Annotated in this window: 23 protein-coding genes; 14 read left to right on the top strand and 9 right to left on the bottom strand. The window is 72.4% G+C overall.

Features of this window, described 5'->3' with window-relative positions; all coding sequences use genetic code 11:
* Positions 1–204: 204 nt before the first annotated feature.
* The 4 genes from KOV94_RS17940 to KOV94_RS17925 all read left to right on the top strand — a co-directional run bounded on the left by KOV94_RS17940 (position 205) and on the right by KOV94_RS17925 (position 3,823).
* Complete coding sequence (locus tag KOV94_RS17940; protein ID WP_124343327.1) at positions 205–1,443, top strand: inorganic phosphate transporter; 1,239 nt, start codon at positions 205–207, stop codon at positions 1,441–1,443.
* A 17-nt stretch (positions 1,444–1,460) separates the two neighbouring features.
* Positions 1,461–1,700, top strand: a complete 240-nt coding sequence (locus KOV94_RS17935; protein ID WP_124343326.1) for a hypothetical protein — start codon at positions 1,461–1,463, stop codon at positions 1,698–1,700.
* Positions 1,701–1,824: 124 nt separating this feature from the next.
* Positions 1,825–2,379: a sigma-70 family RNA polymerase sigma factor gene (locus KOV94_RS17930; protein ID WP_124343325.1), complete on the top strand. Its 555-nt coding sequence runs from the start codon at positions 1,825–1,827 to the stop codon at positions 2,377–2,379.
* Positions 2,372–3,823, top strand: coding sequence for a hypothetical protein (locus KOV94_RS17925; RefSeq protein ID WP_124343324.1), 1,452 nt, complete (start codon positions 2,372–2,374; stop codon positions 3,821–3,823). The genes KOV94_RS17930 and KOV94_RS17925 overlap by 8 nt, the downstream gene beginning before the upstream one ends.
* 1,289 nt (positions 3,824–5,112) lie before the next feature.
* Here the strand turns inward: KOV94_RS17925 and KOV94_RS17920 are convergent.
* The 3 genes from KOV94_RS17920 to KOV94_RS17910 form a co-directional block, all read right to left on the bottom strand.
* A complete protein-coding gene (locus KOV94_RS17920; RefSeq protein ID WP_200829737.1) occupies positions 5,113–5,967 on the bottom strand; it encodes a hypothetical protein in 855 nt (284 codons plus the stop codon).
* Positions 5,968–6,456: 489 nt separating this feature from the next.
* A complete protein-coding gene (locus KOV94_RS17915) occupies positions 6,457–7,548 on the bottom strand; it encodes an inositol-3-phosphate synthase (RefSeq protein WP_124343323.1) in 1,092 nt (363 codons plus the stop codon).
* Positions 7,545–8,201: a PadR family transcriptional regulator gene (locus tag KOV94_RS17910; protein ID WP_124343322.1), complete on the bottom strand. Its 657-nt coding sequence runs from the start codon at positions 8,199–8,201 to the stop codon at positions 7,545–7,547. The genes KOV94_RS17915 and KOV94_RS17910 overlap by 4 nt, the downstream gene beginning before the upstream one ends.
* 454 nt (positions 8,202–8,655) lie before the next feature.
* Here KOV94_RS17910 and KOV94_RS17905 point away from each other — a divergent pair, with 454 nt between their 5' ends.
* The 5 genes from KOV94_RS17905 (at position 8,656) to rplI (ending at position 12,996) form a co-directional block, all read left to right on the top strand.
* Entirely contained in the window at positions 8,656–11,112 is a 2,457-nt protein-coding gene (locus tag KOV94_RS17905) for a transglycosylase domain-containing protein (protein ID WP_124343321.1), read from the top strand.
* Positions 11,113–11,308: 196 nt separating this feature from the next.
* The gene (gene rpsF, locus KOV94_RS17900) at positions 11,309–11,602 is read left to right on the top strand and encodes a 30S ribosomal protein S6 (protein ID WP_013772912.1); all 294 of its coding nucleotides are present in this window, start codon (positions 11,309–11,311) and stop codon (positions 11,600–11,602) included.
* Between the two features lie 84 nt (positions 11,603–11,686).
* Positions 11,687–12,217: a single-stranded DNA-binding protein gene (locus KOV94_RS17895; RefSeq protein WP_124343320.1), complete on the top strand. Its 531-nt coding sequence runs from the start codon at positions 11,687–11,689 to the stop codon at positions 12,215–12,217.
* Between the two features lie 77 nt (positions 12,218–12,294).
* Positions 12,295–12,531 carry a 30S ribosomal protein S18 gene (rpsR, locus tag KOV94_RS17890; protein ID WP_124343319.1) on the top strand — a complete coding sequence of 79 codons (237 nt, stop codon included), beginning with the start codon at positions 12,295–12,297 and terminating at the stop codon, positions 12,529–12,531.
* 15 nt (positions 12,532–12,546) lie between these two features.
* Positions 12,547–12,996: a 50S ribosomal protein L9 gene (gene rplI, locus KOV94_RS17885; RefSeq protein WP_124343318.1), complete on the top strand. Its 450-nt coding sequence runs from the start codon at positions 12,547–12,549 to the stop codon at positions 12,994–12,996.
* Between the two features lie 61 nt (positions 12,997–13,057).
* Here rplI and KOV94_RS17880 read toward each other — a convergent pair whose 3' ends face one another.
* Together KOV94_RS17880 and KOV94_RS17875 are read right to left on the bottom strand one after the other, a co-directional pair.
* Complete coding sequence (locus KOV94_RS17880) at positions 13,058–13,534, bottom strand: peptidoglycan-binding domain-containing protein (protein WP_218052791.1); 477 nt, start codon at positions 13,532–13,534, stop codon at positions 13,058–13,060.
* A 59-nt stretch (positions 13,535–13,593) separates the two neighbouring features.
* Positions 13,594–14,082: a peptidoglycan-binding domain-containing protein gene (locus KOV94_RS17875; RefSeq protein WP_218052790.1), complete on the bottom strand. Its 489-nt coding sequence runs from the start codon at positions 14,080–14,082 to the stop codon at positions 13,594–13,596.
* A 512-nt stretch (positions 14,083–14,594) separates the two neighbouring features.
* On the opposite strand from KOV94_RS17875, the gene KOV94_RS17870 reads away from it, so the two are divergent.
* Complete coding sequence (locus KOV94_RS17870; protein ID WP_124342116.1) at positions 14,595–15,227, top strand: ClpP family protease; 633 nt, start codon at positions 14,595–14,597, stop codon at positions 15,225–15,227.
* A complete protein-coding gene (locus tag KOV94_RS17865) occupies positions 15,227–15,847 on the top strand; it encodes a ClpP family protease (RefSeq protein WP_218052789.1) in 621 nt (206 codons plus the stop codon). Before KOV94_RS17870 ends, KOV94_RS17865 begins: the two co-directional genes overlap by 1 nt.
* A 178-nt stretch (positions 15,848–16,025) precedes the next feature.
* Here the strand turns inward: KOV94_RS17865 and KOV94_RS17860 are convergent, their stop codons facing one another.
* Together KOV94_RS17860 and KOV94_RS17855 are read right to left on the bottom strand one after the other, a co-directional pair.
* Positions 16,026–16,508 carry a helix-turn-helix domain-containing protein gene (locus tag KOV94_RS17860; RefSeq protein ID WP_218052788.1) on the bottom strand — a complete coding sequence of 161 codons (483 nt, stop codon included), beginning with the start codon at positions 16,506–16,508 and terminating at the stop codon, positions 16,026–16,028.
* A 139-nt stretch (positions 16,509–16,647) separates the two neighbouring features.
* Entirely contained in the window at positions 16,648–17,211 is a 564-nt protein-coding gene (locus tag KOV94_RS17855; protein WP_218052787.1) for a maleylpyruvate isomerase N-terminal domain-containing protein, read from the bottom strand.
* 37 nt (positions 17,212–17,248) lie between these two features.
* Between KOV94_RS17855 and KOV94_RS17850 the strand changes: the two genes are divergently transcribed.
* A complete protein-coding gene (locus KOV94_RS17850; RefSeq protein WP_218052786.1) occupies positions 17,249–18,154 on the top strand; it encodes a helix-turn-helix domain-containing protein in 906 nt (301 codons plus the stop codon).
* Between the two features lie 19 nt (positions 18,155–18,173).
* On the opposite strand, the gene KOV94_RS17845 is transcribed toward KOV94_RS17850, so the two are convergent.
* Positions 18,174–19,535: an MATE family efflux transporter gene (locus KOV94_RS17845; RefSeq protein ID WP_218052785.1), complete on the bottom strand. Its 1,362-nt coding sequence runs from the start codon at positions 19,533–19,535 to the stop codon at positions 18,174–18,176.
* A 277-nt stretch (positions 19,536–19,812) separates the two neighbouring features.
* On the opposite strand from KOV94_RS17845, the gene KOV94_RS17840 reads away from it, so the two are divergent.
* Positions 19,813–23,304 carry a replicative DNA helicase gene (locus KOV94_RS17840; RefSeq protein ID WP_218052784.1) on the top strand — a complete coding sequence of 1,164 codons (3,492 nt, stop codon included), beginning with the start codon at positions 19,813–19,815 and terminating at the stop codon, positions 23,302–23,304.
* A 1,250-nt stretch (positions 23,305–24,554) separates the two neighbouring features.
* Positions 24,555–24,830: a hypothetical protein gene (locus KOV94_RS17835; protein WP_218052783.1), complete on the top strand. Its 276-nt coding sequence runs from the start codon at positions 24,555–24,557 to the stop codon at positions 24,828–24,830.
* Between the two features lie 58 nt (positions 24,831–24,888).
* On the opposite strand, the gene KOV94_RS17830 is transcribed toward KOV94_RS17835, so the two are convergent.
* The gene (locus tag KOV94_RS17830; protein ID WP_308160638.1) at positions 24,889–25,881 is read right to left on the bottom strand and encodes an FtsX-like permease family protein; all 993 of its coding nucleotides are present in this window, start codon (positions 25,879–25,881) and stop codon (positions 24,889–24,891) included.
* Position 25,882: the final 1 nt, after the last annotated feature.

Raw genomic sequence — 25,882 nt, 5'->3', positions numbered from 1 at the left:
CAACCGGCCCGGAGCGGGTCGCTCGTGCGTGCGCCGTCGCCCGCCAGGAGCACCGCACGACCCCGTCGACGTGCGTGCACCGAGGTGACATCCACCACACGCGCCACCGGAACGCATGAACTTCAGGCCGCGGAAGATGAACGCTCGGTGAACTGGGACCATTTCCGGCCCGAGCACCCCTCGCGACCCTGCACGCTCTACACCGTGGACGGGACCCTCATCCTCGCGCTCGTCGTCGCGGCAGCCCTCGCGTTCGACTTCACCAACGGCTTCCACGACACCGGCAACGCGATGGCGGCGTCCATCGCGACCGGGGCGCTCAAGCCCCGCGTCGCCGTGCTGCTGTCGGCCGCGCTCAACATGGTCGGCGCGTTCCTCTCGCTCGCGGTCGCCGCGACCATCGCCAAGGGCATCGTCGACCAGGGCGTCGTGACGCTCCCGCTGGTCGTCGGCGCGCTCGCGGGCGCGATCGTGTGGAACGTCGTCACCTGGTACCTCGGGCTGCCGTCGTCGTCGTCGCACGCGCTCGTCGGTGCGCTCGTCGGCGCCACGCTCGCCGCGGTCGGCACGGGCGGCGTCGTGTGGTCGGGCCTCGTCCAGAAGGTCGTCGTCCCCGCGCTCCTCGCGCCGGTCATCGCCGGCACCGTCGCCGCCCTGTCGACCGCGCTCGTCTACCGCATCACGCGCCGCGTCCCCGTCGACGCGCGCGACAAGCAGCTCCGCTGGGGTCAGATGGCGTCGGCGTCGATGGTGTCGCTCGCGCACGGCACCAACGACGCGCAGAAGAGCATGGGCATCATCCTGCTCGCGCTCGTCGCCGGGGGAGCGGTGCCCGCCGGGTCCGACGTGCCGACGTGGGTCGTCGTGTCGTGCGCGCTCGCGATGGCCGCCGGCACCGCGCTCGGCGGGTGGCGCGTCATCCGCACGCTCGGCAAGGGCCTCACCGACATCCAGGTGCCGCAGGGCATGGCGTCCGACACGTCGTCCGCGTCCGTCATCCTCGTGTCCAGCGCCTTCGGGTTCCCGCTGTCGACGACGCAGGTCGCGACCGGCTCGATCCTGGGGTCGGGCGTCGGGCGCCGCGAGAAGGTCCGCTGGGCCGTCGCCGGCCGCATGGGCGTCGCCTGGCTCGTCACGCTGCCCGCGGCCGCCGCGTTCGGCGCGCTGGCCGTCGGCCTCGAGCACGTCGTCGGCGGCGACGCCGGCATCCCCGTCGTCCTCGGCGTCGTCGCGGCCGTCTGCGCGGTCATCTGGTGGCTGTCGCGCCGCGCGGCTGTCGACGCGCACAACGTCACCGCCGACTGGGACGGCGGCACGCCGGCACCCGCGACCGCCGGTGCGCGTGACGCCGCGGGTGCCGTCGCCGCGTCCGGCGCGACCGCGACCGCCCGGTCCGCGAGCGACGACGTCGTCCCACCCGCCCCGACGCCCGTCGCCGTCTGAGCGCCCAGGAGCACCCCGTGATCGTCACCGTCCTCACCGTCCTCGGCCTCAGCCTCGTCTTCGGCGTCGGCATCCCGGCCCTCGTCTCCGTCGCGGCCCGCGTCGCTGCGCCCGCCGTCATCGGCCCCGACGGCGCAGCCGTCCCCGTCGGCGGCAACCGCACCGCGCGCCTCGGCGTCGCCGTCGCGGTACTCGTCCTCGTCGCCGCCGTCGTCGCGTTCGCCGTCTGGCTCGTCGCGACCGGCGGCACGAAGTAGCGCCACGGCGCGACCCGGCGGCCGCGTCGCGCGCGGACCGACGCTGCGGCGTCTCATCCCAACCGCCCAGCGTGCCGATCCGTTCTAGTGCACGCAGGTGCCCGGGACGATCGAGGAGGCGCGCGTGGCGCGGTGGGAACCGCTGCTCGACGAGCTGGTCCGTGAACGACGACGCGCGCTCCTCGCGCGGGCCGTGATGCTGACCGGAAGCCAGGCCGACGCCGAAGACCTCCTGCAGGACGCGCTCGTGGCGACGTTCGGCAGCCGCGCGCGGTTTAGCAGCGTCGCCGCGGCCGAGCAGTACGTGCGCCGCGCGATCGTGACGCGCTCGATCGATGCCGCCCGGTCCCGCGCGAGCGAGCGTCGGGCTGTGGACCGGCTCGGCGGGATGGCGTCCGCGACCGTCGAGCTGCCGCTCGTGGGCCTCGAGCGCGACCTCGTCGCCGCCCTGCAGAGTCTCACCGCACGGGAGCGGGCGTGCGTCGTGCTGCGCCACGTCGAGGACCTGTCCGTGGCCGAGACCGCCGCGACGCTCGGGCTCAGCGCCGGCGCCGTCAAGCGCTACACCGCGGACGGGATCGCCCGGCTCAACGCCGTGCTCGGCACCACCGGGCCGCAGGCCGACGACCGCGAGCCGGTGGCCGTGGTCGGCGCCCCGAAGGGAGAGGCGCGTGCGTGACCTCGGAGAGCTCCTCAGCAGCGCGGAGGGACACCTGGCCCGCGCGACCGGCACGGCGGCCACGGCAGGCGACGGGGTGCCGCCGCGCACGCGGTCGCTGATCCGACGGCGACGCGCCACGCGCCACACGTTCCAGTCCGTCGCGGGCGTCCTCGTCGTCGGGGCGGTCGCCTCGGGCGCCTGGCTCGGCCTGCGCGGCCCGGACGCACCGCCGCCCGCAACCGTGCCGTCGGCCACCCCGTCGTCCTCACCGTCGTCCTCGCGCTCGTCGACGCCTTCTGGCACCCCGACCCAGGACGTCGCCCCCGTCGTCCTCGACGAGCTCCCCGGACTCCCTCCGACGCAGCCCCTGCCCGCCGGACTCCTCGAACGGACCACGCCCGGCTGGGTCCTCACCGTCTACCGGTCCCAGCCGTACCCGGGGTTCGACGAGGAGCCCGTCGTCGTGCGCCACACCGTCGTCCTGGTGTCACCGGCAGGCGAGCGGTACCGGGTCGTCGACCTGCCGCCCACGTCGTCCGTCCAGGTCGTCGACTGGGTCGCGGGCCAGACCACCGCGCTGGTCCACGTCGTGGCCTCGGACGGCGAGCCGAGCGGAGCCGCGCGCGGACGGGCCGTGCTCGACCTGCGCACCGGCACGGTCACCCCGGCCGGGGCGGGCGTCGGCGCGGCGGACGACACCTACCTCGGACGCAGCGCCGACGGTGCGGAGATCTGGACGAGCTCCGCGGGGCTCGCGAACGACGTCCACCGGGTCGACGACGGCAGCGCCCGACGCATCGGGGTCGTCGGCCAGTGGCCCTCCCTCGACCCGACGGGCCGGTGGCTCGTCGCGACGGCCCCGGGCACCGGGTCGAGCGCCGGGTCGTTCACCCTGCTCGACCTCGGCGGCGACGGTGGCGGCGCACGGGAGACCGGCCTGGCGGGTCTCGGGTGCGACGTCGTCGGGTGGCTCGACGCCGCGGACGTCCTGCTCGTGTGCTCGGACTCCACGACCGACGAGCTCCCGACGTCCGAGTCCGCGCATCCCGCCCTGTGGCGCTGGGACGTCGTGGCCGGCGGCACGCCGGAGCACCTGACCGACCTGCGCACCGGTGACCCGTACCCGTGGCCGGGTGGCTCCTGGGTCCGGCCGGGCGCCCTCGCGCTCGGGGCCGGTGAGGTCGGGACCGACGGCTGCGGCGTCGGCGCCTACACGTGGGACGGCTCGTTCACGCTGATCCAGGCGCCGACCGACCGGCTCGAGAACACGTTCCTCACGCGGTCCCAGGGCGGCGACACGTACGTCGAGTCGAGCCCCGGCTGCTCGGGAGACGCCGCACCCGCCGAGGTGACCCTTCACCGGGCGGACGGGACGTCGAGCGTGCTCGCACCGGTCCCCCCGACGACGACCGACGTGACGCAGTGGGCATCGGGCGTGGTGACGTGGGCGGTCGCGCGGTGAGGCCGTGCGGGTGAACGCGCGCACCGGCCCCTAACCCCGGTCGACGTCCCGTCGTTCTCCTGGTGTGAGCGTGACGGACCGGCCCGGTCGTCCGGGAGACCGCGACGGACGACGCCACCGTCGTGCGGCGGCTCACCGCACCGCGCACCGGGGAGACGTGGCACGCCCCCGAGCCGGCGCCCGACGCCCCCGCGTTCCTCACCGTCCCGCAGGACACCGAGTCGCTCGTGCCCGTGCGCGTCGGCGCACGCGGGGACGCGACCGTCTACGCCGTCTTCCAGAACGGCTTCTTCTGGGACAGCCGGGTCGTCGGCCTGTTCGAGGTCGACGCTGCCGGTGTGCGCTGCATCGCGTGCCCCAGCCCGCGCGCCGACGACCCGTGCGTCGAGCCCCCGAGCTCCGAGTGGCGCGCCCTCGCCCCGGGCGTCGTGGTCGACCGCGACACCTTCTACGACACGCTCGGCGTGCCGTCCGCCGTGGACCTCGGCGGCGGCTATGTCGTCCGCACCACCGCGACGACCTCCGACCTCCGCTCGCAGGGCTCGGAGAACGAGCCCGGCCGCCTGCTGCTCGGCAACGCCTGGCTGCTGCGCGACTCGTCGGGGCAGCCCGCCGCCCGCACCTCGACGAGCGCCGTGGCACGGTTCGGTCCGGCCGGGCTGGTCGAGGTGCGCTCGAAGGCGCACGTGGCCGGCCTCGTGCCGATGTTCCACGCGTGGCAGACGCCGCTGGGCACCACGATCCGGCTCCTGGGCGGCGACGTGCCGGGCGGCGACTTCAACGCGATCGCCTGGACTTCAACGCGATCGCCGGGGACGACGGCGTCGACCGCGACCTCGGCGACGAGCAGACGTGGAACGGCGTGGCGCAGGTCGCGTCCCCCGGCGGGCAGTCGTGCATACCGTCGATGCTGTCCGTGGACACCGCGTTCGACCCGGCGGCCTGGCGTGCGGCGGGTCGCACCGCGGAGGGGCTGCGCGTGCTCGTGCCTGTCGCCGGGGGGAACGAGCGGTCCCGGGCGGTCCGGGCGTGGCACGAGGCGGAGTCGTGGATGTGGGACGGCGTCACCGATGAGGACGTCACGGGGGCCGTGGTCTACGCGGAGACGGGTCGGGACCGACCAGGCGTTCCTCGCCGCGAACGCGCTGTTCGCGGTCGAGCACCAGGACGGGGAGCGGCCGCTCGGCATGATCCCCAGCGCGGCCTCCCGGGTGTTCGCCGATCGCTCGCGTGGAAGGTGCGTCGCGCCAGATGCGACAGACCTTCCACACGCGGTCTGGCGTGGGGGGTCATGGCGTCAGGGTGCAGTCGCGGGCGCAGCGGCGGGGTCGGCCCTGCCAGCCGCGGGCCGTGAGGGCGGCCGCGACCTGAGCCGCCGTTCGGCACGGATGCGCGACGACGTGACGCCAGCGGTACCGCAGCGTCAGCTCCGAGCGCTCCACGGCGACGGCGTTGTCGCGCCACACGTCGTCGTCGGTGCGCCCGTGCGGGTGCGCGAGCTGACCGTCGAGCTCGACGCGCACCCCGAGCCCCACGTGCACCCGGTCCGCCCGGATCCATCGGCGGCCCACCCGCTGCCGCTGCTGCGCCGCCGCGGGCGGCAGGCCGTGCGCCCGCTCGACGTCCCGGAGGTAGCGGTGCTCGAGCGGTGACTCGACGCCCTGGTCGACCAGCCCGTCCGTGCCGAGCATCCCGACGAGCAGCCCACGGTGCCGCAGCGCCCGACGGTCCTCCGCGTGCAGCAGCACGACGCCCGGCCGCACACCGGCGCGGACCACCTCGCACACCAGACCCACCACGTCGTCGGCGGTCGGGAGCGCGTCGACGAGGTCGAGCACCGTGACCTCCGCACCGACGGCCCGCAACCGGCCCGACGCGAACGGCATGCTCCGCCGTCGGTGCACGACCAGACCCGGCTGTGCCGTCACCCGCCGGCCGGCCGGGACGCTCACGTGGACCGTGCGACCCGGCTCCGGCAGGATCCCGTGCGCGAAAGCGGCCGACCGGTGCGACAGCGCCGCACCGGCCCCCGCGTAGACCAGGGCCGCACGAGCCTGCTGCCGCCACGTGAGAGGCCCGGGATGGACGACGAGGACCCCGGGGAACGCGCGGGTCCACTCGCCGGAGGCGACCCGGCGGCTCATCACCGAGCGACTCACCCCCCAGCGGGCCAGGTCCGCGGCCGTCGCGACCAGGTCGTCCCGCGCGAGAGTCGCGCGCGCGGCCGCGGCGGCGTCGCGAGGGAGCCGGACGGGTGCTCCCGATCGAGCCGGCGCCGGGCGCGCCGGCCGGCCGGGGCGTGGAGGGGTTCGCGGGGCGCCGGTGACCATGCCGTCAGCATGGCGAGACGCCCGCGACGACGTCGGCCCCCCTGTGGACGAAGCCCCCTGCCCGTCCCGATGTACGTCCCAGCCGCCGACGCCGCGCACCCGTGGTGTGGAAGCTTCGTCGCTCCTGGCGCAACACCCCTTCCCACCGAACGGATCGCGCCGGCTCCGATGCTGTGCGGTGGGTGGTGTGGAAGGTTCGTTGCGTCTGGCGCGACGTACGTTCCACGCCAGATGGATCGTGGGCGTAGCGCGAGGGGCCGGACGCTGATGCGTCCGGCCCCTCAACCTTCGTTGCGCTCCAGGTCAGCGCTCGACCTCGCCGCGGATGAAGGACTCCAGCTGGGCGCGGCCCTGCGTGTCCTCCATCTGCACGGGCGGCGACTTCATGAAGTACGTCGACGCGGACAGGATCGGACCGCCGACGCCGCGGTCCTTGGCGATCTTCGCGGCGCGCAGGGCGTCGATGATGATGCCGGCCGAGTTCGGGGAGTCCCAGACCTCGAGCTTGTACTCGAGGTTCAGGGGCACCTCGCCGAACGCGCGACCCTCGAGGCGGACGTAGGCCCACTTGCGGTCGTCGAGCCACGCGACGTAGTCCGACGGGCCGATGTGGACGTTGCGGTCCTCCTTCTTGCCACCGAGCGGGCCGGTGAGGTTGGAGGTGACGGCCTGCGTCTTCGAGACCTTCTTGGACTCCAGGCGCTCGCGCTCGAGCATGTTCTTGAAGTCCATGTTGCCGCCGACGTTCAGCTGGTACGTGCGGTCCAGCACGACGCCGCGGTCCTCGAAGAGCTTCGCGAGGACGCGGTGCGTGATGGTCGCGCCGACCTGCGACTTGATGTCGTCGCCGACGATCGGGACACCGGCGGCCTCGAACTTCGCGGCCCACTCGGGGTCGGACGCGATGAAGACGGGGAGGGCGTTGACGAACGCGACGCCCGCGTCGATCGCGGCCTGCGCGTAGAACTTCGCGGCGGCCTCCGACCCGACGGGCAGGTAGCAGATGAGGACGTCGACGCGGGCCTCGCGCAGGGCGGCGACGATGTCGACCGGCTCCGCGTCCGACTCCTCGATCGTCTGGGAGTAGTACTTGCCCAGGCCGTCGAGCGTGTGACCGCGCTGGACGGTCACGCCGGTCGGCGGGACGTCGGCGATCTTGATGGTGTTGTTCTCGGAGGCGACGATCGCCTCGGACAGGTCGAAGCCGACCTTCTTCGCGTCGACGTCGAAGGCCGCGACGAACTCGATGTCACGCACGTGGTAGTCACCGAACTGCACGTGCATGAGACCCGGCACGGTGCCGTTCGGGTCGGCGTCGGCGTAGTAGTGCACGCCCTGGACCAGCGACGCGGCGCAGTTGCCGACGCCGACGATGGCGACGCGGATGGAGGTCATCCTCGCTCCTTCTCGGTGGTGTTCGCCGTGTCGACGGAGTCGGACGGCACAGCGGTGGTGTCGGCTCCGGCCGGGCGGCCGGTGCCTGCGGTACGCGCGCGACGGTGGCCGCGCTCGTTGTCGATGAGCCCGTCGAGCCAGCGGACCTCTCGCTCGACCTGTTCGAGGCCGTGCCGCTGGAGCTCGAGCGTGTACTCGTCCATGCGCTCGCGGGTGCGGGCGAAGGACTGGCGGATCGTCTCGAGTCGTTCGGTCAGGCGGGTGCGCCTGCCCTCGAGGATCCGGAGCCTGGTCTCGGCGTCGGTCTGCCCGAAGAAGGCGAACCGGACGTCGAAGTTCTCGTCCTCCCAGGCGGACGGCCCGGACGACGCGAGCACCTGCTGGAGGTGCTCCTTGCCGTCGGCCGTGAGCTGGTAGACGATCCGCGCGCGCTTGCTGCCGACGCCGTGAGCGGCGCCGGGGGCCGACTCGGTGCCGACGATCCAGCCGCGGTCGACGAGGGACTTGAGGCAGGGGTACAGCGACCCGTAGGACAGCGCGCGGAACGACCCGAGCACGAGGTTGAGCCGCTTGCGCAGCTCGTACCCGTGCATGGGGGACTCGTGGAGGAGCCCGAGGATGGCGGGCTCGAGCACGTCGGAACGACCACGCACGGCGCTACCTCCTCGGGGCTTGGTACGGTCCGGGGCGCGGGGAGCGCACCGGGGCGAACAGGACGACGTCCGGACCGCTTCGTCGGGGCGGGTGTCCGTCGATGTATCAACTCGATACATCCGGAGAGTATGTCGACGCGATGCCTCCGGACAAGTCGTGCGCGCCACGGCGCCGCTCGAGGCGCGTCGGGACGCCTTCGGTGGCGCGTCAGGACGCGGCGTCACCTGCGACGTCGTGACCCAGGCCACACAGGAAGAGCCCGACGCGGGGGAGCGCGGGGCACCCCGTGCCGATCGTGTGAAGGGTCCGCCGGGAGGGCACTCCCCTCCCTGGGCGGACACAGCGCGTGCCCCCATACTGGGCTCCGCGGTAGACGTGCGTCCGGATCCGGCCGACCCCCTGGCCTTCCGGGACGACGTCCCGCGGACCAGTCGTCGTCAGGAAGGCACCGCCTTGGCAGGCACGAACCGGCGCGCCGCGCCCGCACGGTCGCGGCGCGGTACGCGCACCCGTCCGGCGTCCAGCGCCACCACCGCCTCCACGGGCGCCGCAGGCGTCGCACCGCGCAAGCGGAAGTTCTTCGACTACCCGCGCTCGGGCTACACCGGCCTGCACCGCTGGCTGCCGTCGTGGCGCTTCGTGCTCGGGTCGTTCGTGACCCTCGTCTTCCTCATGCTCGGCGGCGCGGTCGCGGCGTACAACAGCGTGACGATCCCGGACCCCAACGCCGACACCGCGGCCCAGACCACGACCGTCTACTTCGCCCCCGAGAGCGCCGACCAGCCGCACGGCGAGGTCATGGGCACGTTCGCGGTGCAGAAGCGCACGATCGTCGGGCTCGCGACCCTTCCCGAGTACGTCGGCAAGGCGGTCATCGCCGCGGAGGACAAGACGTTCGAGACGAACTCCGGCGTCGACCCCGTCGGCATGGCGCGCGCGTTCCTCAACAACGTGCGCGGCGGCAAAACGCAGGGTGGCTCGACGCTGACGCAGCAGTACGTCGAGCGCTACTACTTCTCGACGACGACCGACTACGTCGGCAAGGCCCGTGAGGCCCTGCTCGCGTTCAAGCTCGCGCGGACCGAGGACAAGAGCAAGATCCTCGAGCGCTACCTCAACACGATCTACTTCGGCCGTGACTCGTACGGCATCGAGGCGGCCGCGCAGTCGTACTTCGGCAAGAGCGCGAAGGACCTGAGCGTCTCCGAGGCGGCCGTGCTCGCCGGGATCATCCCGTCGCCGAACAACTGGGACCCGGCGGTCAGCCCCGAGAAGGCCGAGGCCCGCTGGAACTACGTGCTCGACAACATGGTCGAGATCGGTGCGCTGCCCGCGGCCGAGCGCGCGACGCTCGTGTTCCCGTCGGCCACGCTGATCCCCGAGCAGCCGTCGCAGTCGAAGATGGGCCCCAACGGCCTGCTCCTGCAGATGGTGAAGAAGGAGCTCGGCGGTGCGCCGTTGAAGATGTCCGAGGACGACATCAACCGCGCCGGCATGAGCGTCGTGACGACGATCCGCAAGCCGCTGCAGGACATGGCGGTCGCGACGGCCGACGGCTTCCGGGCGGGCACGCTCGAGGGCCAGGACGGCGCGGTGCCGGGCGAGCGGACGAAGTACTCGATCACGTCGATCGACCCGCAGACCGGCGGGATCGTCGCGCTGTACGGCGGCCCGAACAACGAGACCGACCAGCGCAACCACGCGACGTTCGAGAACGTCCAGGGCGGCTCGACGTTCAAGCCGTTCGCCCTCGTCGCCGGGCTCGAGAACGGCATCCCGCTGAAGAAGACGTACAACGGCCGTTCGGGGCAGAAGTTCCCCGAGTGGGACGGCGGCAACACCCCGGTCCGCAACTTCGACGGCGACAACTTCGGCAACATCGACCTGGTGAAGGCGACGGAGGCGTCGGTCAACACCGTCTACGCACAGCTCAACATCGAGGTCGGGCCCGACAAGACGGCGGACGTGGCCGCCCGGGCGGGTGTGCCCGGGGTCAGCCCGCAGAACGTCTCGAACGTGCTCGGCACCGACGCGATCCACCCGATCGACCTGGCGCACGCGTACGCGACGTTCGCGAACCAGGGCGTGAAGTTCCCCGTCCACGTGGTCGCGGTCGTCACGAACCCGGACGGCAGCACCGCGTACACGTCGCCGAGCGAGGGTGAGCGTGTCTTCCAGGCCGACGTCATGGCGGACACGAGCTTCGCGATGCAGCAGGTCGTGCAGAGCGGCTCGGGCAAGACGTGGATCAAGCCGCTCGGGCGCCCGATCGCCGGCAAGACCGGGACGACGAACGACAACAAGGCGGCGTGGTTCGCCGGCTTCACGCCGAACGTGGCGACGGTCGTGTCGATGTCGCAGAAGGCACCGGACGGCACGTCGGACGAGTCGATCTCGCCGATCGGCAGCATCAAGTACGTGACCGGCTCCACCTGGCCGGCGTTCATCTGGCAGTCCTACATGAAGCAGGCGTTCACGCTGCCGCAGTACGCCGAGGTCCTGCAGTTCCCGCCGCGCGCGAACGTCGGCGGCAAGGCCACCGCGACGCCGATCCCGACGGAGACGGCCACGGAGGCGCCCGCGACCGAGGCCCCGCCGGAGCCGACCGTCGTCGACGTGCCGAACGTCGAGGGCAAGCTCGAGGCGGACGCCACGGCGACGCTCGACGCGCTCGGCCTGGTCGTCGTCGTGCAGAAGGAGTCGTCCGACACCGTGACGACGGGCCGGGTCATCCGGGCCGACCCGCGCGGCGGGCAGGCTCCGGCCGGCAGCACCGTGACCATCGTCGTCTCGACGGGTCCGAAGCCGCAGGCGACCCAGCCGCCGCCGACCCAGCAGCCCACGCCGCAGCCCACGCAGCCCGCCAACGCGGGCGGCAACAACGGCGGCGGTGGAGGCAACGGCGGCTGACGCCGCCGACCGCACGTCCGGGCCTGCCGGCCCGTCGTCGACCCGCGATTTCGGCGGTCGGCGGCGGGCCGGTAGGCTTAGCCCTTGCTGTGCCTGTGCCCGGCGGCCGCCGATCGGCCCGTCGAGCACGCGCAGCGACGCACAGAACCCTCCTGTCACGGAACGACCGTGACCGCCGAGACCAGAGGAGGTGGGTATGAGCCTGCGTCAGTACGAGATCATGATCATCCTCGACCCCGAGATCGAGGAGCGCACCGTCGCCCCGTCGCTCGACAAGTACCTGTCGGTCGTCAAGACCGACGGTGGCACCGTCGACAAGGTGGACATCTGGGGCCGTCGTCGCCTCGCGTACGACATCAAGAAGAAGTCCGAGGGCATCTACGCCGTCGTCGACTTCACCGCGGAGCCCGCGACCGCCAAGGAGCTCGACCGTCAGCTCGGCCTCAACGAGGTCGTCCTGCGGACGAAGGTGCTGCGCGCCGACGCGTGAGTGTCGGTCGCCGCGCGTACCGTGCGGAACCGACGTGCGGTCCCCAGGACCGTTTCCGACTGATCGAACGAGCGAGGAGCTGGCATGGCTGGTGAGACCACCATCACGGTGATCGGGAACCTCACGGGGGACCCCGAGCTCCGCTTCACCCCGTCGGGTGCGGCGGTGGCGAACTTCACCGTCGCGTCGACGCCGCGCACGTTCGACCGCCAGAGCAACGAGTGGAAGGACGGCGACACGCTGTTCCTCCGCTGCTCGATCTGGCGGGAGGCGGCCGAGTCGGTCGCCGAGTCGCTCACCAAGGGCACCCGCGTCATCGTCACCGGCCGGCTCGTGCAGCGCTCCTACGAGACCCGTGAGGGCGAGAAGCGCACCGTGTACGAGCTGCAGGTCGACGAGGTCGGCCCCTCGCTCCGCTACGCCACGGCCAAGGTCACCCGGACCCAGCGTTCGGGTGGCGGCGGCTTCAGCGGTGGCGGCGGCGGTGGCGGCGGCTACTCCGGTGGCGGCGGTGGTTTCGGCGGCGGTGGCGGCGGCGGCCAGCAGGACGACCCGTGGGCGACGCCCGCGGGTGGTTCCGGTGGCGGCGGCTACTCCGACGAGCCCCCGTTCTGACCGGCGGGTCCCCAACCCCCAGACATCCCATCCCCGGGTCCGGCAAAGCCCGGGGCTCCGAACGAAGGAGCACCACGATGGCCAAGGCCGTTGTTCGCAAGCCCAAGAAGAAGCAGAACCCCCTCAAGGCCGCCAAGATCGAGACGGTCGACTACAAGGACACCGCCCTGCTGCGGAAGTTCATCTCCGACCGCGGGAAGATCCGCGCGCGTCGCGTGACGGGCGTGTCCGTGCAGGAGCAGCGCGCGATCGCGCGTGCCGTCAAGAACGCCCGCGAGATGGCCCTGCTGCCGTACTCGTCGTCGGCCCGCTGAGAAAGGAGACCTGACATGGCGAAGATCATCCTGACCCACGAGGTCACCGGTCTCGGTGCCCCCGGCGACGTCGTCGAGGTGAAGGACGGGTACGCCCGCAACTACCTCATCCCGCGCAACCTGGCCACGCCGTGGACCAAGGGTGCCGAGAAGGACGTCACCGCGATCCGCAAGGCCCGCAAGGCCCGTGAGATCGCGACGCTCGACGACGCGAAGGCCGTCCGCGACTCGCTCGAGTCGAAGGCCGTCGTCATCACCGCCAAGGCGGGCGACTCGGGTCGCCTGTTCGGTGCCGTCACGACCGCCGAGATCGCGGACGCGGTCAAGGCGTCGGGCGCCCCGGCGATCGACAAGCGCAAGGTCGAGATCGGCCAGCCGATCAAGGCGACCGGTGAGTACAAGGTGTCCGTCCGCCTGCACGCGGACGTCGCCGCCAAGGTGACCGTCAAGGTCGTCGCCGGCTGACACCCGCTCCCGCACGACGAAGCCCCCGGACCGACGGTCCGGGGGCTTCGTCGCGCGTGCCTCAGTAGTGCATCACGTCGTGCTGGGGGAAGTACGGGTCGCCGGCGCAGTAGGCCACAGGGCCGAAGTAGCCCCGGAAGAAGTTGATGTGGTCACGCGTCTCGTTGCCGTACAGGCCGTCGACCTGGATGCCGAGCTGCGCCTGCACGTTCTTCAGGGCGGCCATCGTCTTGTCGCCGTAGTAGCCGTCGGCGCTGATGTTCTGGCCGTAGCAGATGACGAGCGACCGCTGCAGCAGCAGGACACCCGGGCTGTACCCCATGTTCTTGTACATCCGGCAGTCGGTCATGTGCCCGCCCTCGGGGATGTAGGGGTTGTTCCTCGAGGGCACGCGGTGGTTGTCGAACCCCGCGAGGCCGAACGTCGAGTTGCACGGGTCGTTGGACGTGGCGGAGCTGGGAGCCGCGGGGCCGACGGCGGCGACCACGGCGAGGGCCGCGACGACGAGCAGGGAGCGCGCGCGAGACAGCTTCGGCATGCGGGAGAACTCCTTCAGGGTCGGGAGTCGGCGGGCGGCGCGTGCCGGGTCGCCGGACGTCAGTTCTGGCCGTCGTTGATGTCGTTGTTCGGGTAGTACGGCTGCTTGGCGCAGTTCGCGACCGGTCCGAAGTAGCCCATGAAGAACCGCAGGCTGTCGCGCGACTGGTTGCCGTACATGCCGTCGGCCGAGATGCCGAGGCTCGCCTGCACGGTGCGCAGCCCGGCGGCGGTCGCCGGGCCGAACGAGCTGTCGATCGCGACCGACGTCTGGCCGTAGCAGATGCGCAGCGACTGCTGGAGCGCCTTGACGCCCTGTCCCGTGATGCCGGCGCCCGCCTTCATGTAGCAGTCCGTGTAGTGACCGCCGATCGGCACGTACGGGCCGCCGTTGGCCGGCACCTTGACCTCCGTGCTCGACAGCGTCCCCCAGGCGGTGGTGCAGATCCGACCGCTGGTCGCGGTGGCGGAGCCCGCCGGCACGACGATCGCGGCGACGACGAGCGCGAGGGCTGCGGCGAGGGTGCTGAGGCGGGTGGTGTGCGGCATGCGGAGCATCTCCGATCTGTGGCTCCGGCGGGCTCCGTCGGCCACGTGGCATGCCACAAACTATGACAAGCGCACCTCGTCCGGGGCCGGTTTGGCACACCGGATCTGCGCCACGAGCGACAGTGTGGTGGTCCGCATGCGGTTGGAGGTGCCCCTGAACTGCGCCGACGGTCCGTCCGGGCGCCCCGGCGCGCGTCGGGCTGAGGTCACCGCGCAAGTCATGGCACGTCCCACCCAAGGGGTGTGGACATGTCACTCGTGGGACTCCGGTCAGCGGTGAGCGAGCGTCGAGCGGGTGGGCGGGTGCGCAGGTGCGGGCACCGGCGCGGGTGGGTCTTCGGTGTCGGCGAGCGTCGTACGAGCGTGGGCAGGGGAGGGCGACGGGGAGCGCGGCGGTCGTCCGCACGAGCGTCTGCCCTGCGCGGATCCGCCCACGGCAGACGTGGGGCCGACGCGGGCGGTCGCGGTGGCAGCGTCGAGCGCATCGTCCCGCCGCCCGAGAGGACCTCACCGTGACCGACACCGTCCCGACCACCGCCCGCACGGCGGCCCCGCCGACCCGCCCGTTCGACGACGACCTCGCGACCCGCCTGCTGCACCAGCGCATCGTCGTGCTGGGGCAGGAGGTCGACGACGCCGTCGCGAACCGCGTGTGCGCGCAGCTGCTCCTGCTGTCCGCGGAGGACCCGCGCCGCGACATCGCGCTCTACGTCAACTCGCCCGGTGGCTCGGTCAGCGCGGCGCTCGCGATGTACGACACCATGCGGCTCATCCCGAACGACGTCGCGACCCTCGCGATGGGGCTCGCCGCGTCGGCGGCGCAGTTCCTGCTGAGCGCCGGGACGCCCGGCAAGCGGTTCGCGCTGCGGCACGCGCGCGTGCTCATGCACCAGCCGTCGGGCGGTATCGGCGGCACGGCCGTCGACATCGCGATCCAGGCGCAGAACATGGCGCACGTGAAGCGCACCATGCAGGGCCTCATCGCCGAGCACACCGGCCAGACCGTCGAGACGATCGAGCGCGACTCCGACCGGGACCGGTGGTTCACCGCGGCCGAGGCGCTCGAGTACGGGTTCGTCGACAAGGTCGTCGAGCACCTCGACGACGTGCGGCCCGACGGTGCGCTGCGGAAGGCGGGGCTCTGATGGCCGGCCAGTACACGATCCCGTACGTCGTCGAGCAGCGGCCGACGGGGGAGCGCACGTCCGACGTGTTCTCGCGGCTGCTGTCCGACCGGATCGTCTTCCTCGGCACCGAGATCGACGACGGCGTCGCGAACGTCGTCATCGCACAGCTGCTGCACCTGCAGTCGGACAGCGCCGAGCTGCCCATCCACGTCTACGTGAACTCGCCGGGCGGGTCCCTCACGGCGCTGCTGGCGGTGTACGACACCATGCAGTACGTCCGGCCGCCCGTCGCGACGTTCTGCCTCGGGCAGGCCGCGTCCGCGGCTGCCGTGCTGCTCGCCGCCGGGACGCCCGGGCAGCGGCACGTCCTCGAGCACGCGCGCGTGCTGCTGCACCAGCCGTCCGGGGGAGCCGAGGGGACCGCCGCCGACCTGGAGATCCAGGCCGCCGAGATCCAGCGGCAACGCGCGCAGGTCGAGCAGATCCTGTCCCGGCACACGGGTCAGCCCGTCGAGCGGCTGCGCCGGGACACCGACCGCGACCTCATCCTCACCGCCGAGCAGGCCGTCGCGTACGGGCTCGCGGACCGGGTCGTCACGACCCTCAAGGAGGTGCCTGCTGCACTGCCCGCGGCGTGACCGCGCGTGCGGTCGGGACCGTCAGGGGACCCGGCCGCACGCCCGGCTGCCGTCGCGGGCACGCAGGCGAGCGCGATCTGGCGCGGTCGGCGCACGACACCCACCCTCGGCGCACGGCCCGGTGTGCGGCGGGTGATCGGAGGCGACGGAGCCGGGTGGTGCCGGGCCCGTCGCGGGCTCAGGCCGCCAGGAGGACGGCGTCGGTCGTCGTGGTGCCGCGTCCCGGGCCTGAGGTGCGGGCGTGCAGGTCCACGACGACGGGCCGCGTCGCGTCCGCGGGCTCCGGGTAGCGCGAGGATCGCCGGGGGTCGGCCAGGTCGACGACGACGCGGCCCTCCGCGCGCGCGAGCTCCGCGTGCGCCGCGCCGACGAGGTCGACGAGCCGCATCCCCAGGGCTCGGCACACCGCGACCAGCACCTCGGACGACGCCTCCTTGCGACCCCGCTCGATCTCCGACAGGTAGGCGACCGAGACGCGGGCGTCGACGGCCACGTCGCGCAGCGTGCGGCCCTGGTCCTCGCGGCGCTCGCGGAGGATCGCGCCGACGAGCCGCCGGAGCAGGGGCTCGACGCGGTGCTCGACGACGTGGCCGGTCGGCCCGGCGCCGCTCCCGGCCGGGTGCGCGACCCGGTGCGGTCGGGCCGTCAGCTCGTGCGTCATGGGGGCTCCCGTCGTCGTCGCGTCTGTCCGCCACGCTAGACCCGGGTCGCCGGCGCGCGGGTGGGTGTCGTGTCTGCCCTCAGCGGACAGGCGCGAGCGGGTCCGAGGGGAGGTCCGTGGAGACCGTCGGATCAAGGACTCAGACGGCGACCGTCGCCCGCCGGCCGAGCGCCGCGAGGGCGCGCGTCTGCCGGTCCGCGTCGGGCGCCACCTCGAGGGCCGGCCCGCAGACGCCGCTCGCGTAGATCATGTCGCCCATCGCCGCGACCACGCCCTCGATGACGTCGAGGTCGGCGTCGTCGAACGCGTAGGCGCGGCCGTCAGCGGCGGTGACGTCCCAGCGGTGGGCGATCATGTCGAACCCGTAGAACATGTCGACCGTGGCGCCGACGGTCGTCGTCGACCCGAGGCTGTCGTACTCGCGGTCGACGAAGCCCGGTCGGGCGAGGACGTCGCGCACCTCGGCCGTGTGCGTGCGCCACGCGGCGGCCGGGTCGGCCAGGTCGGGGCGCGTTCCGAGGTCGGCGCCGTGCGTCGTGAGGAAGTCGCGCTGGGTGTCGACCAGGTGGGCGACGACGTCGCGTCCCGTCCACCCCGCGCAGGCGGAGGGGGTGTCCCAGGACGACGGGGCGATCGCGTCGAGGGTCGCCTGCATGCCGTCGGCGTGGCGGGCGTAGGTCTGCAGGGTGGCGTTGTCGGTCATGACTGCGACGCTAGGCGGCGAGGGGAGGGGTGGCTTGATGAAACCCGACAGCGGGACGGGCGGTGCAGCGGGGCCCGCGGCTCGTGCGGTCGGGGGCGCGGCCGTCGACGAGGTCGAGCGCGCGCACCTCGTCGACCCGGCGGACCGGTCGTTCCGCATCGGACGGTGGGCGCCCGAGCCCGACCTCGCGGACCTGGTGCGGCGGTACTGGGTGCCGACGTGGCACGTGCCCGGCGGCGGGTCGGCCGTGCAGCAGGTGCTGCAGTACCCCGTCTGCCTGATCGTGGTCGCGGACGAGTACGCGCGGTTCTACGGGGTGGCGCCCGGGCTCTCGACGACGACGCTGACCGGCAGCGGCTGGGCGGTCGGCGTGCTGCTCCAGCCATCGGCGGGCGCGCTGCTGACGGGCGGGACGGTCGCGGCGTGGAGGGGCCGGCACGGTGACCTCGGGCCGGCGTTGGCGACGACGACCGCTCCGGCCGACGCGGAGGCGCTGGTCGCGCGCGTGCGCGCGGAGATGACGCCCGACCCGGCGGACGAGTCGCGGCAGGGCGCGGCCACGGACCTGGTCGGGGACTTCCTCCGGCGGTGGCTGCCCGTGGACGACGAGGGTCGGCAGGTCAACGCGATCGTCGACGCCGTCGAGCACGACCCCGAGCTGCTGCGCGTCGCCCAGCTGTGCGACCGGTTCGGCATGACGGAGCGGTCGTTGCAGCGTCTGACGCGGCGGCGGCTGGGGCTCTCGCCGAAGTGGCTGGTGCAGCGGCGTCGGCTGCACGAGGCGGCGGGCCTGCTGCGCGCGGGCGGCACGACGGTCGCCGACGTCGCCGCGCGGCTCGGGTACGCCGACGAGCCGCACCTGTCGCGCGACTTCCGCCGCGTCACGGGCATGACGCCGGGCGCGTTCGCCTCCCGGTACGCGGCGGAGTCGGCAGGCGCCTGACGCGCGGCGCGTCTTGGGGCTAGGCGCCGGTCACCATCCACGCGGTGCCGCGGGCGCGCCAGCCGGTGGTCAGGGCCCTGGCCAGCATGAAGACGCCCGCGAACGCCGCCCAGAGCCAGGCGAGACCGGCGACGCCGTCGGGCGCCCACCCGCGCACGGCCAGCGCGACCGGCACGTAGGCGACGAGCGTGAGGACGCCCGCCCAGGCGAGGAACCGCCCGTCGCCCGCGCCGATGAGGACGCCGTCGAGCACGAAGACCCACCCGGCCATCGGCATCGTGACGGCCGCGACGACGAGGGCCACGACGGCGGCGCGCTGCACGTCGGGGTCCGTCGTGAACGCCCGGACGTACAGCCACGACGCGCCGCCCAGGACGAGCCCGAGGACCGCCCCCGCGCCGACGCCCCACTGGAGCGTGCGGCGCAGGAGCGCGCGGGTGCGAGGGACGTCGGCGGCGCCGAGCGCGTGCCCGACGAGGGCCTGCGCGGCGATCGCGAGGGCGTCGAGGGCGAACGCGGCGAGCCCCCAGACGGCGTTGACGACCTGGTGGGCGGCGAGGGTGGTCGCTCCGAGCGCGGTCGCGACCCAGACGGTCAGCAGGATCGCGGCGCGCAGCGTGAGCGTCCGGACCAGCAGCGGCGCTCCGGCGCGGGCGTTCGCCCACAGGCCGGCCGCGTGCGGGGTCAGCCGGGTGCCGGCGGCGCGGGCACCGCGGACGACGACGCCCCCGAGGACGGCGCCCATGGCGAGCTGCGTGAGCGCGGTGCCGAACCCGGAGCCCGCGATGCCGAGGTGCGCGCCGTAGACGAGGACCACGTTGAGGACCGCGTTCACGACGGCGCCGGCCGTGGCGACGACCAGCGGTGTGCGCGTGTCCTGGAGGCCGCGGAGCGCGCCCGTCGAGGCGAGGACCAGGAGCATCCCGGGCAGACCGGGAGCCGACGAGCGCAGGTAGACGACGGCCTGGTGCGCGGTCTCACCGGTCGCACCGAGCGCGCCGATCAGCCAGGGGGCCGCGAGCCACGTGAGGGCGCCGAGCGCGATGCCCAGGCCGAGCGCGAGCCACATGCCGTCGACGCCGACCTGCAGCGCACCGCCGCGGTCGCCCGCACCGAGCCGTCGCGCGACGGCCGCCGTGGTGGCATACGCGAGGAAGACGCACAGGCCGACCACCGTGACGAGCACGGTCGACGCCAGTGCGAGACCGGCGAGGGACGCCGTCCCCAGGTGGCCGACGACCGCGGAGTCGACGAGGACGAAGAGCGGCTCCGCGACGAGCGCACCGAGCGCCGGGACGGCGAGGGACAGAATCTGCCGATCGACGGCGGACGTGTGATGTCCGTCAGATGAAATCTCGTCCAACCTTTCTCGCATCCACATGCCGTGCACAGCGTCAGGGCCGGTCAGGGGTTCGTGAGGACTCTTTCATCCACCGTATCCACAGGACTGTCCACGGACTGTGCACAAGCGGGTCCGCCGCCGTCCACAGGAGACCCCACAGGGTTGTCCACAGGCCCGTTTGGAACCCCGCTCGGACCGTCCTAACCTCACGGGCGAGGCAGGACCGGACGCGAGTGCGGTGCGAGCGTGCGGGGTTGTCGGTGGCCCCTGCTAGAACAGATGTTCGACGGTAACGGACGACGGGGATGGGCGGCCAGTGACGATCGAGGAGCTCGAGTACGGGGCGCCCCCGGACTCCGGTCGCGGCAACGGCGGCTTCGACCGCACCCCGCCGCAGGACCTCGACGCCGAGCGTTCCGTGCTCGGCGGCATGATGATCTCCAAGGACGCCATCGCCGACGTCATCGAGCAGATCAAGGGCACGGACTTCTACCGCCCCGCGCACGAGGCGATCTACGACGCGATCCTCGACCTCTACGGCCGCGGCGAGCCCGCCGACGCCATCACGGTCTCCGACGAGCTCACCAAGCGCGGCGACATCGGCCGCATCGGCGGCGCGCCCTACCTGCACACGCTCATCGCGTCCGTCCCCACCGCCGCGAACGCCGGCTACTACGCGCGGATCGTGCGCGAGCGCGCCATCCTCCGCAAGCTCGTCGAGGCCGGCACGCGCATCGTCCAGCTCGGCTACGGCACCGACGGTGGCGACGTCGACGAGATCGTCAACAACGCGCAGGCCGAGGTCTACGCCGTCACCGAGCGGCGCGCGTCGGAGGACTACCTGCCGCTGGGCGAGATCATCGGCGGCACGGTCGACGAGATCGAGGCCGCGGGTCATCGCGGCGAGGGCATGATCGGCGTCCCGACGGGCTTCTCCGACCTGGACCGCCTGACGAACGGCCTGCACCCCGGCCAGATGATCGTCGTGGCCGCCCGCCCGGCCATCGGCAAGGCGCTGGCCCTCGACACGCCGCTCCCCACCCCGACCGGCTGGACGACGATGGGCGACGTCGCCGTCGGCGACTGGCTGATCGCCGCCGACGGCACGCCGACGCAGGTCGTCGCCGCGACGCCCGCCATGACGGGTCGCCCCTGCTACCGGGTGACGTTCGACGACGGCACGGAGATCGTCGCCGACGCCCAGCACGAGTGGGAGACGCGGAGCGACGGCACAACGGGAATCCAGACCACCGAGGCGATCCACCGCGCCCTCGACAGCGAGGTCGCAGCGGTGGTGCGGGTCGAGCTCGCACGGCCGCTCGTGCGGCCGGAGGTCGACCTCGACGCCGACCCGTACGTGGTCGGTGTCGCTGCGGCCGTCGGCTCTGGGGAGGTCGACGACGAGGTCGCGATGAGGGTCGCCGTGCGCGGCGGTCGCGGATCGGCTGCTCTCGCGGACCGCATTCCGGCGCCGTACCTGCGGGCGGCGGAGCACCAGCGTCGTGACCTGCTCGCCGGTGTGCTGGACGCGGTCGGAGCCGTCGAGCCCGACGGGGCGATCCGCGTCACCGGTCCCGAGGCGCTGCTCCGTGACGTCGCCGAGCTCGTCCACTCGCTCGGCTACCAGGTCGACGCCGGACGCGACGGTCTTCGGTTCACGGCTGACGACGACGTCTTCCTGCACGCGGACAAGCACCTCGCCCACAAGAGGGCGCGGCAGGTCGCCCGCCGGAGCCGTCGCGTCGTGTCCGTCGAGCCGATCGAGTCGGTGCCCGTGCGGTGCGTGCAGATCGACCACGAGTCGCACCTGTACCTCGCGAGCCGGTCGATGATCCCGACGCACAACTCGACGCTCGGCATCGACATCGTGCGGTCGGCGTCGATCAAGCACGGGATGACGTCCGTCGTGTTCTCGCTCGAGATGAGCCGCAACGAGATCACGATGCGTCTGCTGTCCGCCGAGGCCCGCGTGCACCTGCAGAAGATGCGCACGGGTCAGATGGGCGAGGACGACTGGGCGAAGGTCGCCGCGACCATGGGCAAGATCTCCGAGGCGCCGCTGTTCATCGACGACTCGCCCAACATGTCGCTCATGGAGATCCGTGCGAAGTCGCGGCGGCTCAAGCAGCGGCACGACCTCAAGCTCGTCATCATCGACTACCTCCAGCTGATGACCTCGGGCAAGCGCGTCGAGTCGCGTCAGCAGGAGGTCTCGGAGTTCTCGCGAGCGCTCAAGCTGCTGGCGAAGGAGCTCGAGGTCCCCGTCATCGCCATCTCGCAGCTGAACCGTGGTCCCGAGCAGCGCACGGACAAGAAGCCGCAGATGAGCGACCTCCGCGAGTCCGGCTGTCTGACGGAGGACACGCGGATCCTGCGCGCGGACACCGGTGCGGAGACGACGCTCGGCGAGCTGTACGCGCTCGGTGCGAAGGACGTGCCGGTGTGGGCGCTCGACGAGCGGCTGCAGTACGTCCGTCGTCACATGACGCACGTCTTCCCGACCGGCGTGAAGCCCGTCTACCGGCTGCGGCTCGCCTCCGGCAAGGAGGTCACCGCGACCGCGAACCATCCGTTCCTCACGTACGAGGGCTGGACGCCGCTCGGCGAGCTCGAGGTCGGATCGCGGCTCGGGGTCCCGCGGCACGTGCCCGGCCCGGAGCAGCGGGCGGCGTGGGACGATCGCACGGTCGTGATGCTCGCGCACCTGCTCGGCGACGGCTCCTTCGTCAAGCGGCAGCCGGTGCGGTACGCGTCCATCGACGAGGCGAACCTGTCGGCGGTGTCCGACGCCGCGACGGCGTTCGGGATCACGCCGATCCGCGACGACTACGCGGCGGCCCGCGTCACGACCCTGCGTCTGCCCGCGCCGTACCGGCTGGCGCGCGGCAAGCGGAACCCGATCGCCGAGTGGCTCGACGGCTTCGGCCTCTTCGGAGCGCGCAGCCACGAGAAGTTCGTGCCGAACGCGGTCTTCCACCTGCCGAAGGAGCAGATCGCGCTCTTCCTGCGGCACATCTGGGCGACCGACGGTTCAGTGACGGTCAACGCGAACGGTCAGGGCGGGCGCATCTACTACGCCTCCACGTCGCGTCGGCTCGTGGACGACCTGTCGCGGCTGCTGCTGCGCTTCGGCATCTCGACGCGCGTCCGCAGGGCGACGCCGAAGGCCGGCGACCGGGACGGGTACACGCTCGACATCTCCGGCGTCGACGACCAGCGACGGTTCCTCCAGGAGATCGGCGTGCACGGCGCTCGCGGCCTCCAGGCGGAACGGTTGCTCGAGATCGTCCGCGCGAAGAGCGGTAACCCGAACGTCGACACCGTGCCGCGCCAGGTGTGGGACGACGTGCGGCAGCTGCTCGTGGAGAACGGCATGACGCACCGCGAGTTCGCTGCCGCCCTGGGCACGCAGTTCTGCGGGTCGACGATGTGCAAGCACGCGCCGTCGCGGCAGCGACTCGGCCGGATCGCCGAGGTTCTCGGGAGCGAGGACCTGGAGATCATGGCCGTCAACGACCTGCTGTGGGACGAGGTCGTCGCCATCGAGCCGATGGGAGAGCAGCCGGTCTTCGACGCGACCGTCCTCGGCACCCACAACTTCGTCGCCAACGGCATCGCCGTCCACAACAGCATCGAGCAGGATGCCGACATGGTGATCCTGCTGCACCGCGAGGACGCCTACGAGAAGGAGTCGCCGCGCGCGGGCGAGGCCGACCTGATCGTCGCCAAGCACCGAAACGGCCCGACCGACACCATCACGGTCGCCTTCCAGGGGCACTACTCGCGGTTCGTCGACATGCAGGCCTGAGCATCGGCTGCCGGCGCCCACCGAGTTCGGGAACGAGGTGCCGTTTGGGGAATCGGTGGGACGGACCGTGCGGGATGAGCGGCGGTTCTGGGACGAAAGAAGCCCGCCAGGGGCGTCACGTGAACGGTCGAGTCGTCTTCCTACGGGAATCGCGCCGCCCAAGGTCCATCGTCGGCGCCACTACGCGTTCTTGCGGAACGTGCGACGAAGGGCTCGCGGCACTTCACTTCGCGCGCACGTCGTCCACGGCAGCGCGACCCTGTGTCCGGAGCTGGCTCGACGGACCTGCACTTCGTGTCGACCGCCGGCGCTGATGGGGACGGCACACACTGTCAGGTGGGACGTCCCACGGACTCCTTCAAAGCACGCGGTGTGCCCCGGGTGCGGGGGCAACTGGCTCCAGACGCGCCTCGGAGGCGTGAGGCGTCCGTGGGCGCTGTCGAGTTCTGCAGGCGTCGAGTAGCGATCGCCGGGGTCGCGCGCCATCGCTGTGATGATGACGTCGCGGACGCCCTGCGGCACGTGCCGACTGCTCGCCGACACGACCACGACGCAGAAGATGGCGATCGCGGATGCGCTTCGGGCGTGCGCCGCCACGCCAGGGATCGAGAAGCCAGTCCTGGCGGCCGTTCAGGCGTAGCTCAAGTCCTTCGGTGGTGCGCCGTCGGCCGTATCTGATGTTTGTGACGCCGGCGTCGTACGCCCCCAACGAGCCGGTCGGTGGGGGCGTCATCGTCGGCGGCGCTGCGGCGCTGTTCGCGAACGCGAACGGCAAGCACACGCGCGTCGACAGCGAGAGCCGGAAGCGTCCCGCGTCAGTCACGCCGGCCGGAACGAGGTGGCCAGCCCACCAGATCCGAGCGTGAGTCGCCGAAGCGAGGTCCGAGTTGACGGCGCTGCACGCGACCCCGTCGGGCCTTGAATAGTCACAGTAAGACGCCCGTCCGTTTAGCGCGTATCGCCTGATCCGCTCCAGTATGTTCGCGGTTGCGTCATCTGTACCCAGCTGCAGTTCAGGAGCCATCGTTCACTCGACAACTAGGTCACACCGGCACTCGCTGGCTCTACCGCCGAGCGCCGACTGCTCACGGCGCAGGTGCGGACGCCCACCTATCACCCTGATGAGCCCGTCAGTGGTGTGCCCCTGTTCGTCCCGACCGAAAGCAGGTCCCATGCGTCGCAGAACAACCAGCGGAATCGCCGTCGCCGCCATCGCCGCAGCCATCGCGCTGATCGCCCCGACCCCGGCGATGGCTGCCAACGCCAGCGGCACCGGCTACACGTGCACTCCGTCCTCGACCGGCTACTACGCGCACGTGCGAAGCACATCCAAGGGCTGGGTCGTGCACGAGACTCACGGCACATATACCCAGCGCGTCGTGGGCTACAAGTCGGCGTACACCTACGCGGACACCGGTCACCGCGTGTCGTCGATCTCCAACTGGTCTGTGACGGCCACCGACTACGCCGGAGTTGCCGGAGCCATCAAGGCGGGCTCGGCCTCCTCTGGCTGCGGGCCGTACTGACAGACCGCAGATTCCTCGCTCACGCCCCCAGCGCAAACGCCTGGGGGCGTGAGGCGCTTCAGGGCACCCGCAAGATCCGCACGGGATCGCGCGAGGCTGCCGTCAGCGCGGGCGGGGCTGACCCCACGAGCGTGACCAGCACAGCTAGGGCGCAGAGGCCCATCACAAACTGCCACGGAGCCAACGGCAGGCCGCTGAGGAGCGACCACCCGAGCGCCGTACCAGCCCCCACCAGGGCACCTATCGCCCCCGCCAGCGCGGATTGCACCAGCACCAGCGTGACGATCGCCGAACGAGAGGCACCCAACGCGCGCCGACGGCCGAAGTCCCTGCGCCTGGCCGCGACCGCACCGAGCATCGTGACGCTCACGAGAACAAGCCCGCAGCCGAGCACCGCAGCCATCAACTGCCGTGACGCTGACCCCAGCCGCCCGGCCACCACGTCCCGAAGCGCAATCGCCCCGTCCGACGTCTCGACCTCCACGCCGCCGGGAGGCAGCAGGGCGGTCACCGCGGTGGCGACTTCCCGAGCGTTCGTCGCGTCGTCGACCAGCACGTACACGTATCGCACGGGCAGTTCCTCGTCGGCGGCTGGGATCCGCAGCACCAGCTCGTCCACGAACGACAGCGGTCCGATGGCGTCTACCTGCCCGACGACCCCGACAGACGTCTGGCCGTCGGAGACTCGCCCCACCACGTCCGAAAGTCGCAGGACGTCGCTGGCCCCCACGCCCGCGAGCGCTTCTCCCGGTTGGACGGCTGGGCGACCGGACGTCACCGGCACGTCGGCGGGTAGCGACCCGAAGAGGGCTCGAACCGCGACGCCAGCGCCGGCCTGCTCGAAGTCGCTGTTGCGCGCGTCCGTCGCGGGGCCCAGGCCAAACGCCCACGTCACTCCAGCCAGGCGTTCAACGTCGCCGACGACTGAGGGCGCGATACCCGCGTTGCCCGTCGTGTCGGTCACGGTGACCAGCCGAGTGCCGACAGACTCGATCGACGCGACGACCTCTTGCTCAGTCGCCGCCGACCGGCCGGTGGTCAGCAGGACCACC

The sequence above is a fragment of the Cellulomonas algicola genome (assembly GCF_019024305.1).
Taxonomy (GTDB): domain Bacteria; phylum Actinomycetota; class Actinomycetes; order Actinomycetales; family Cellulomonadaceae; genus Cellulomonas; species Cellulomonas algicola.
Note: the sequence above shows the minus strand (reverse complement) of the source record. Positions and strands in the feature narration are given on the sequence as shown.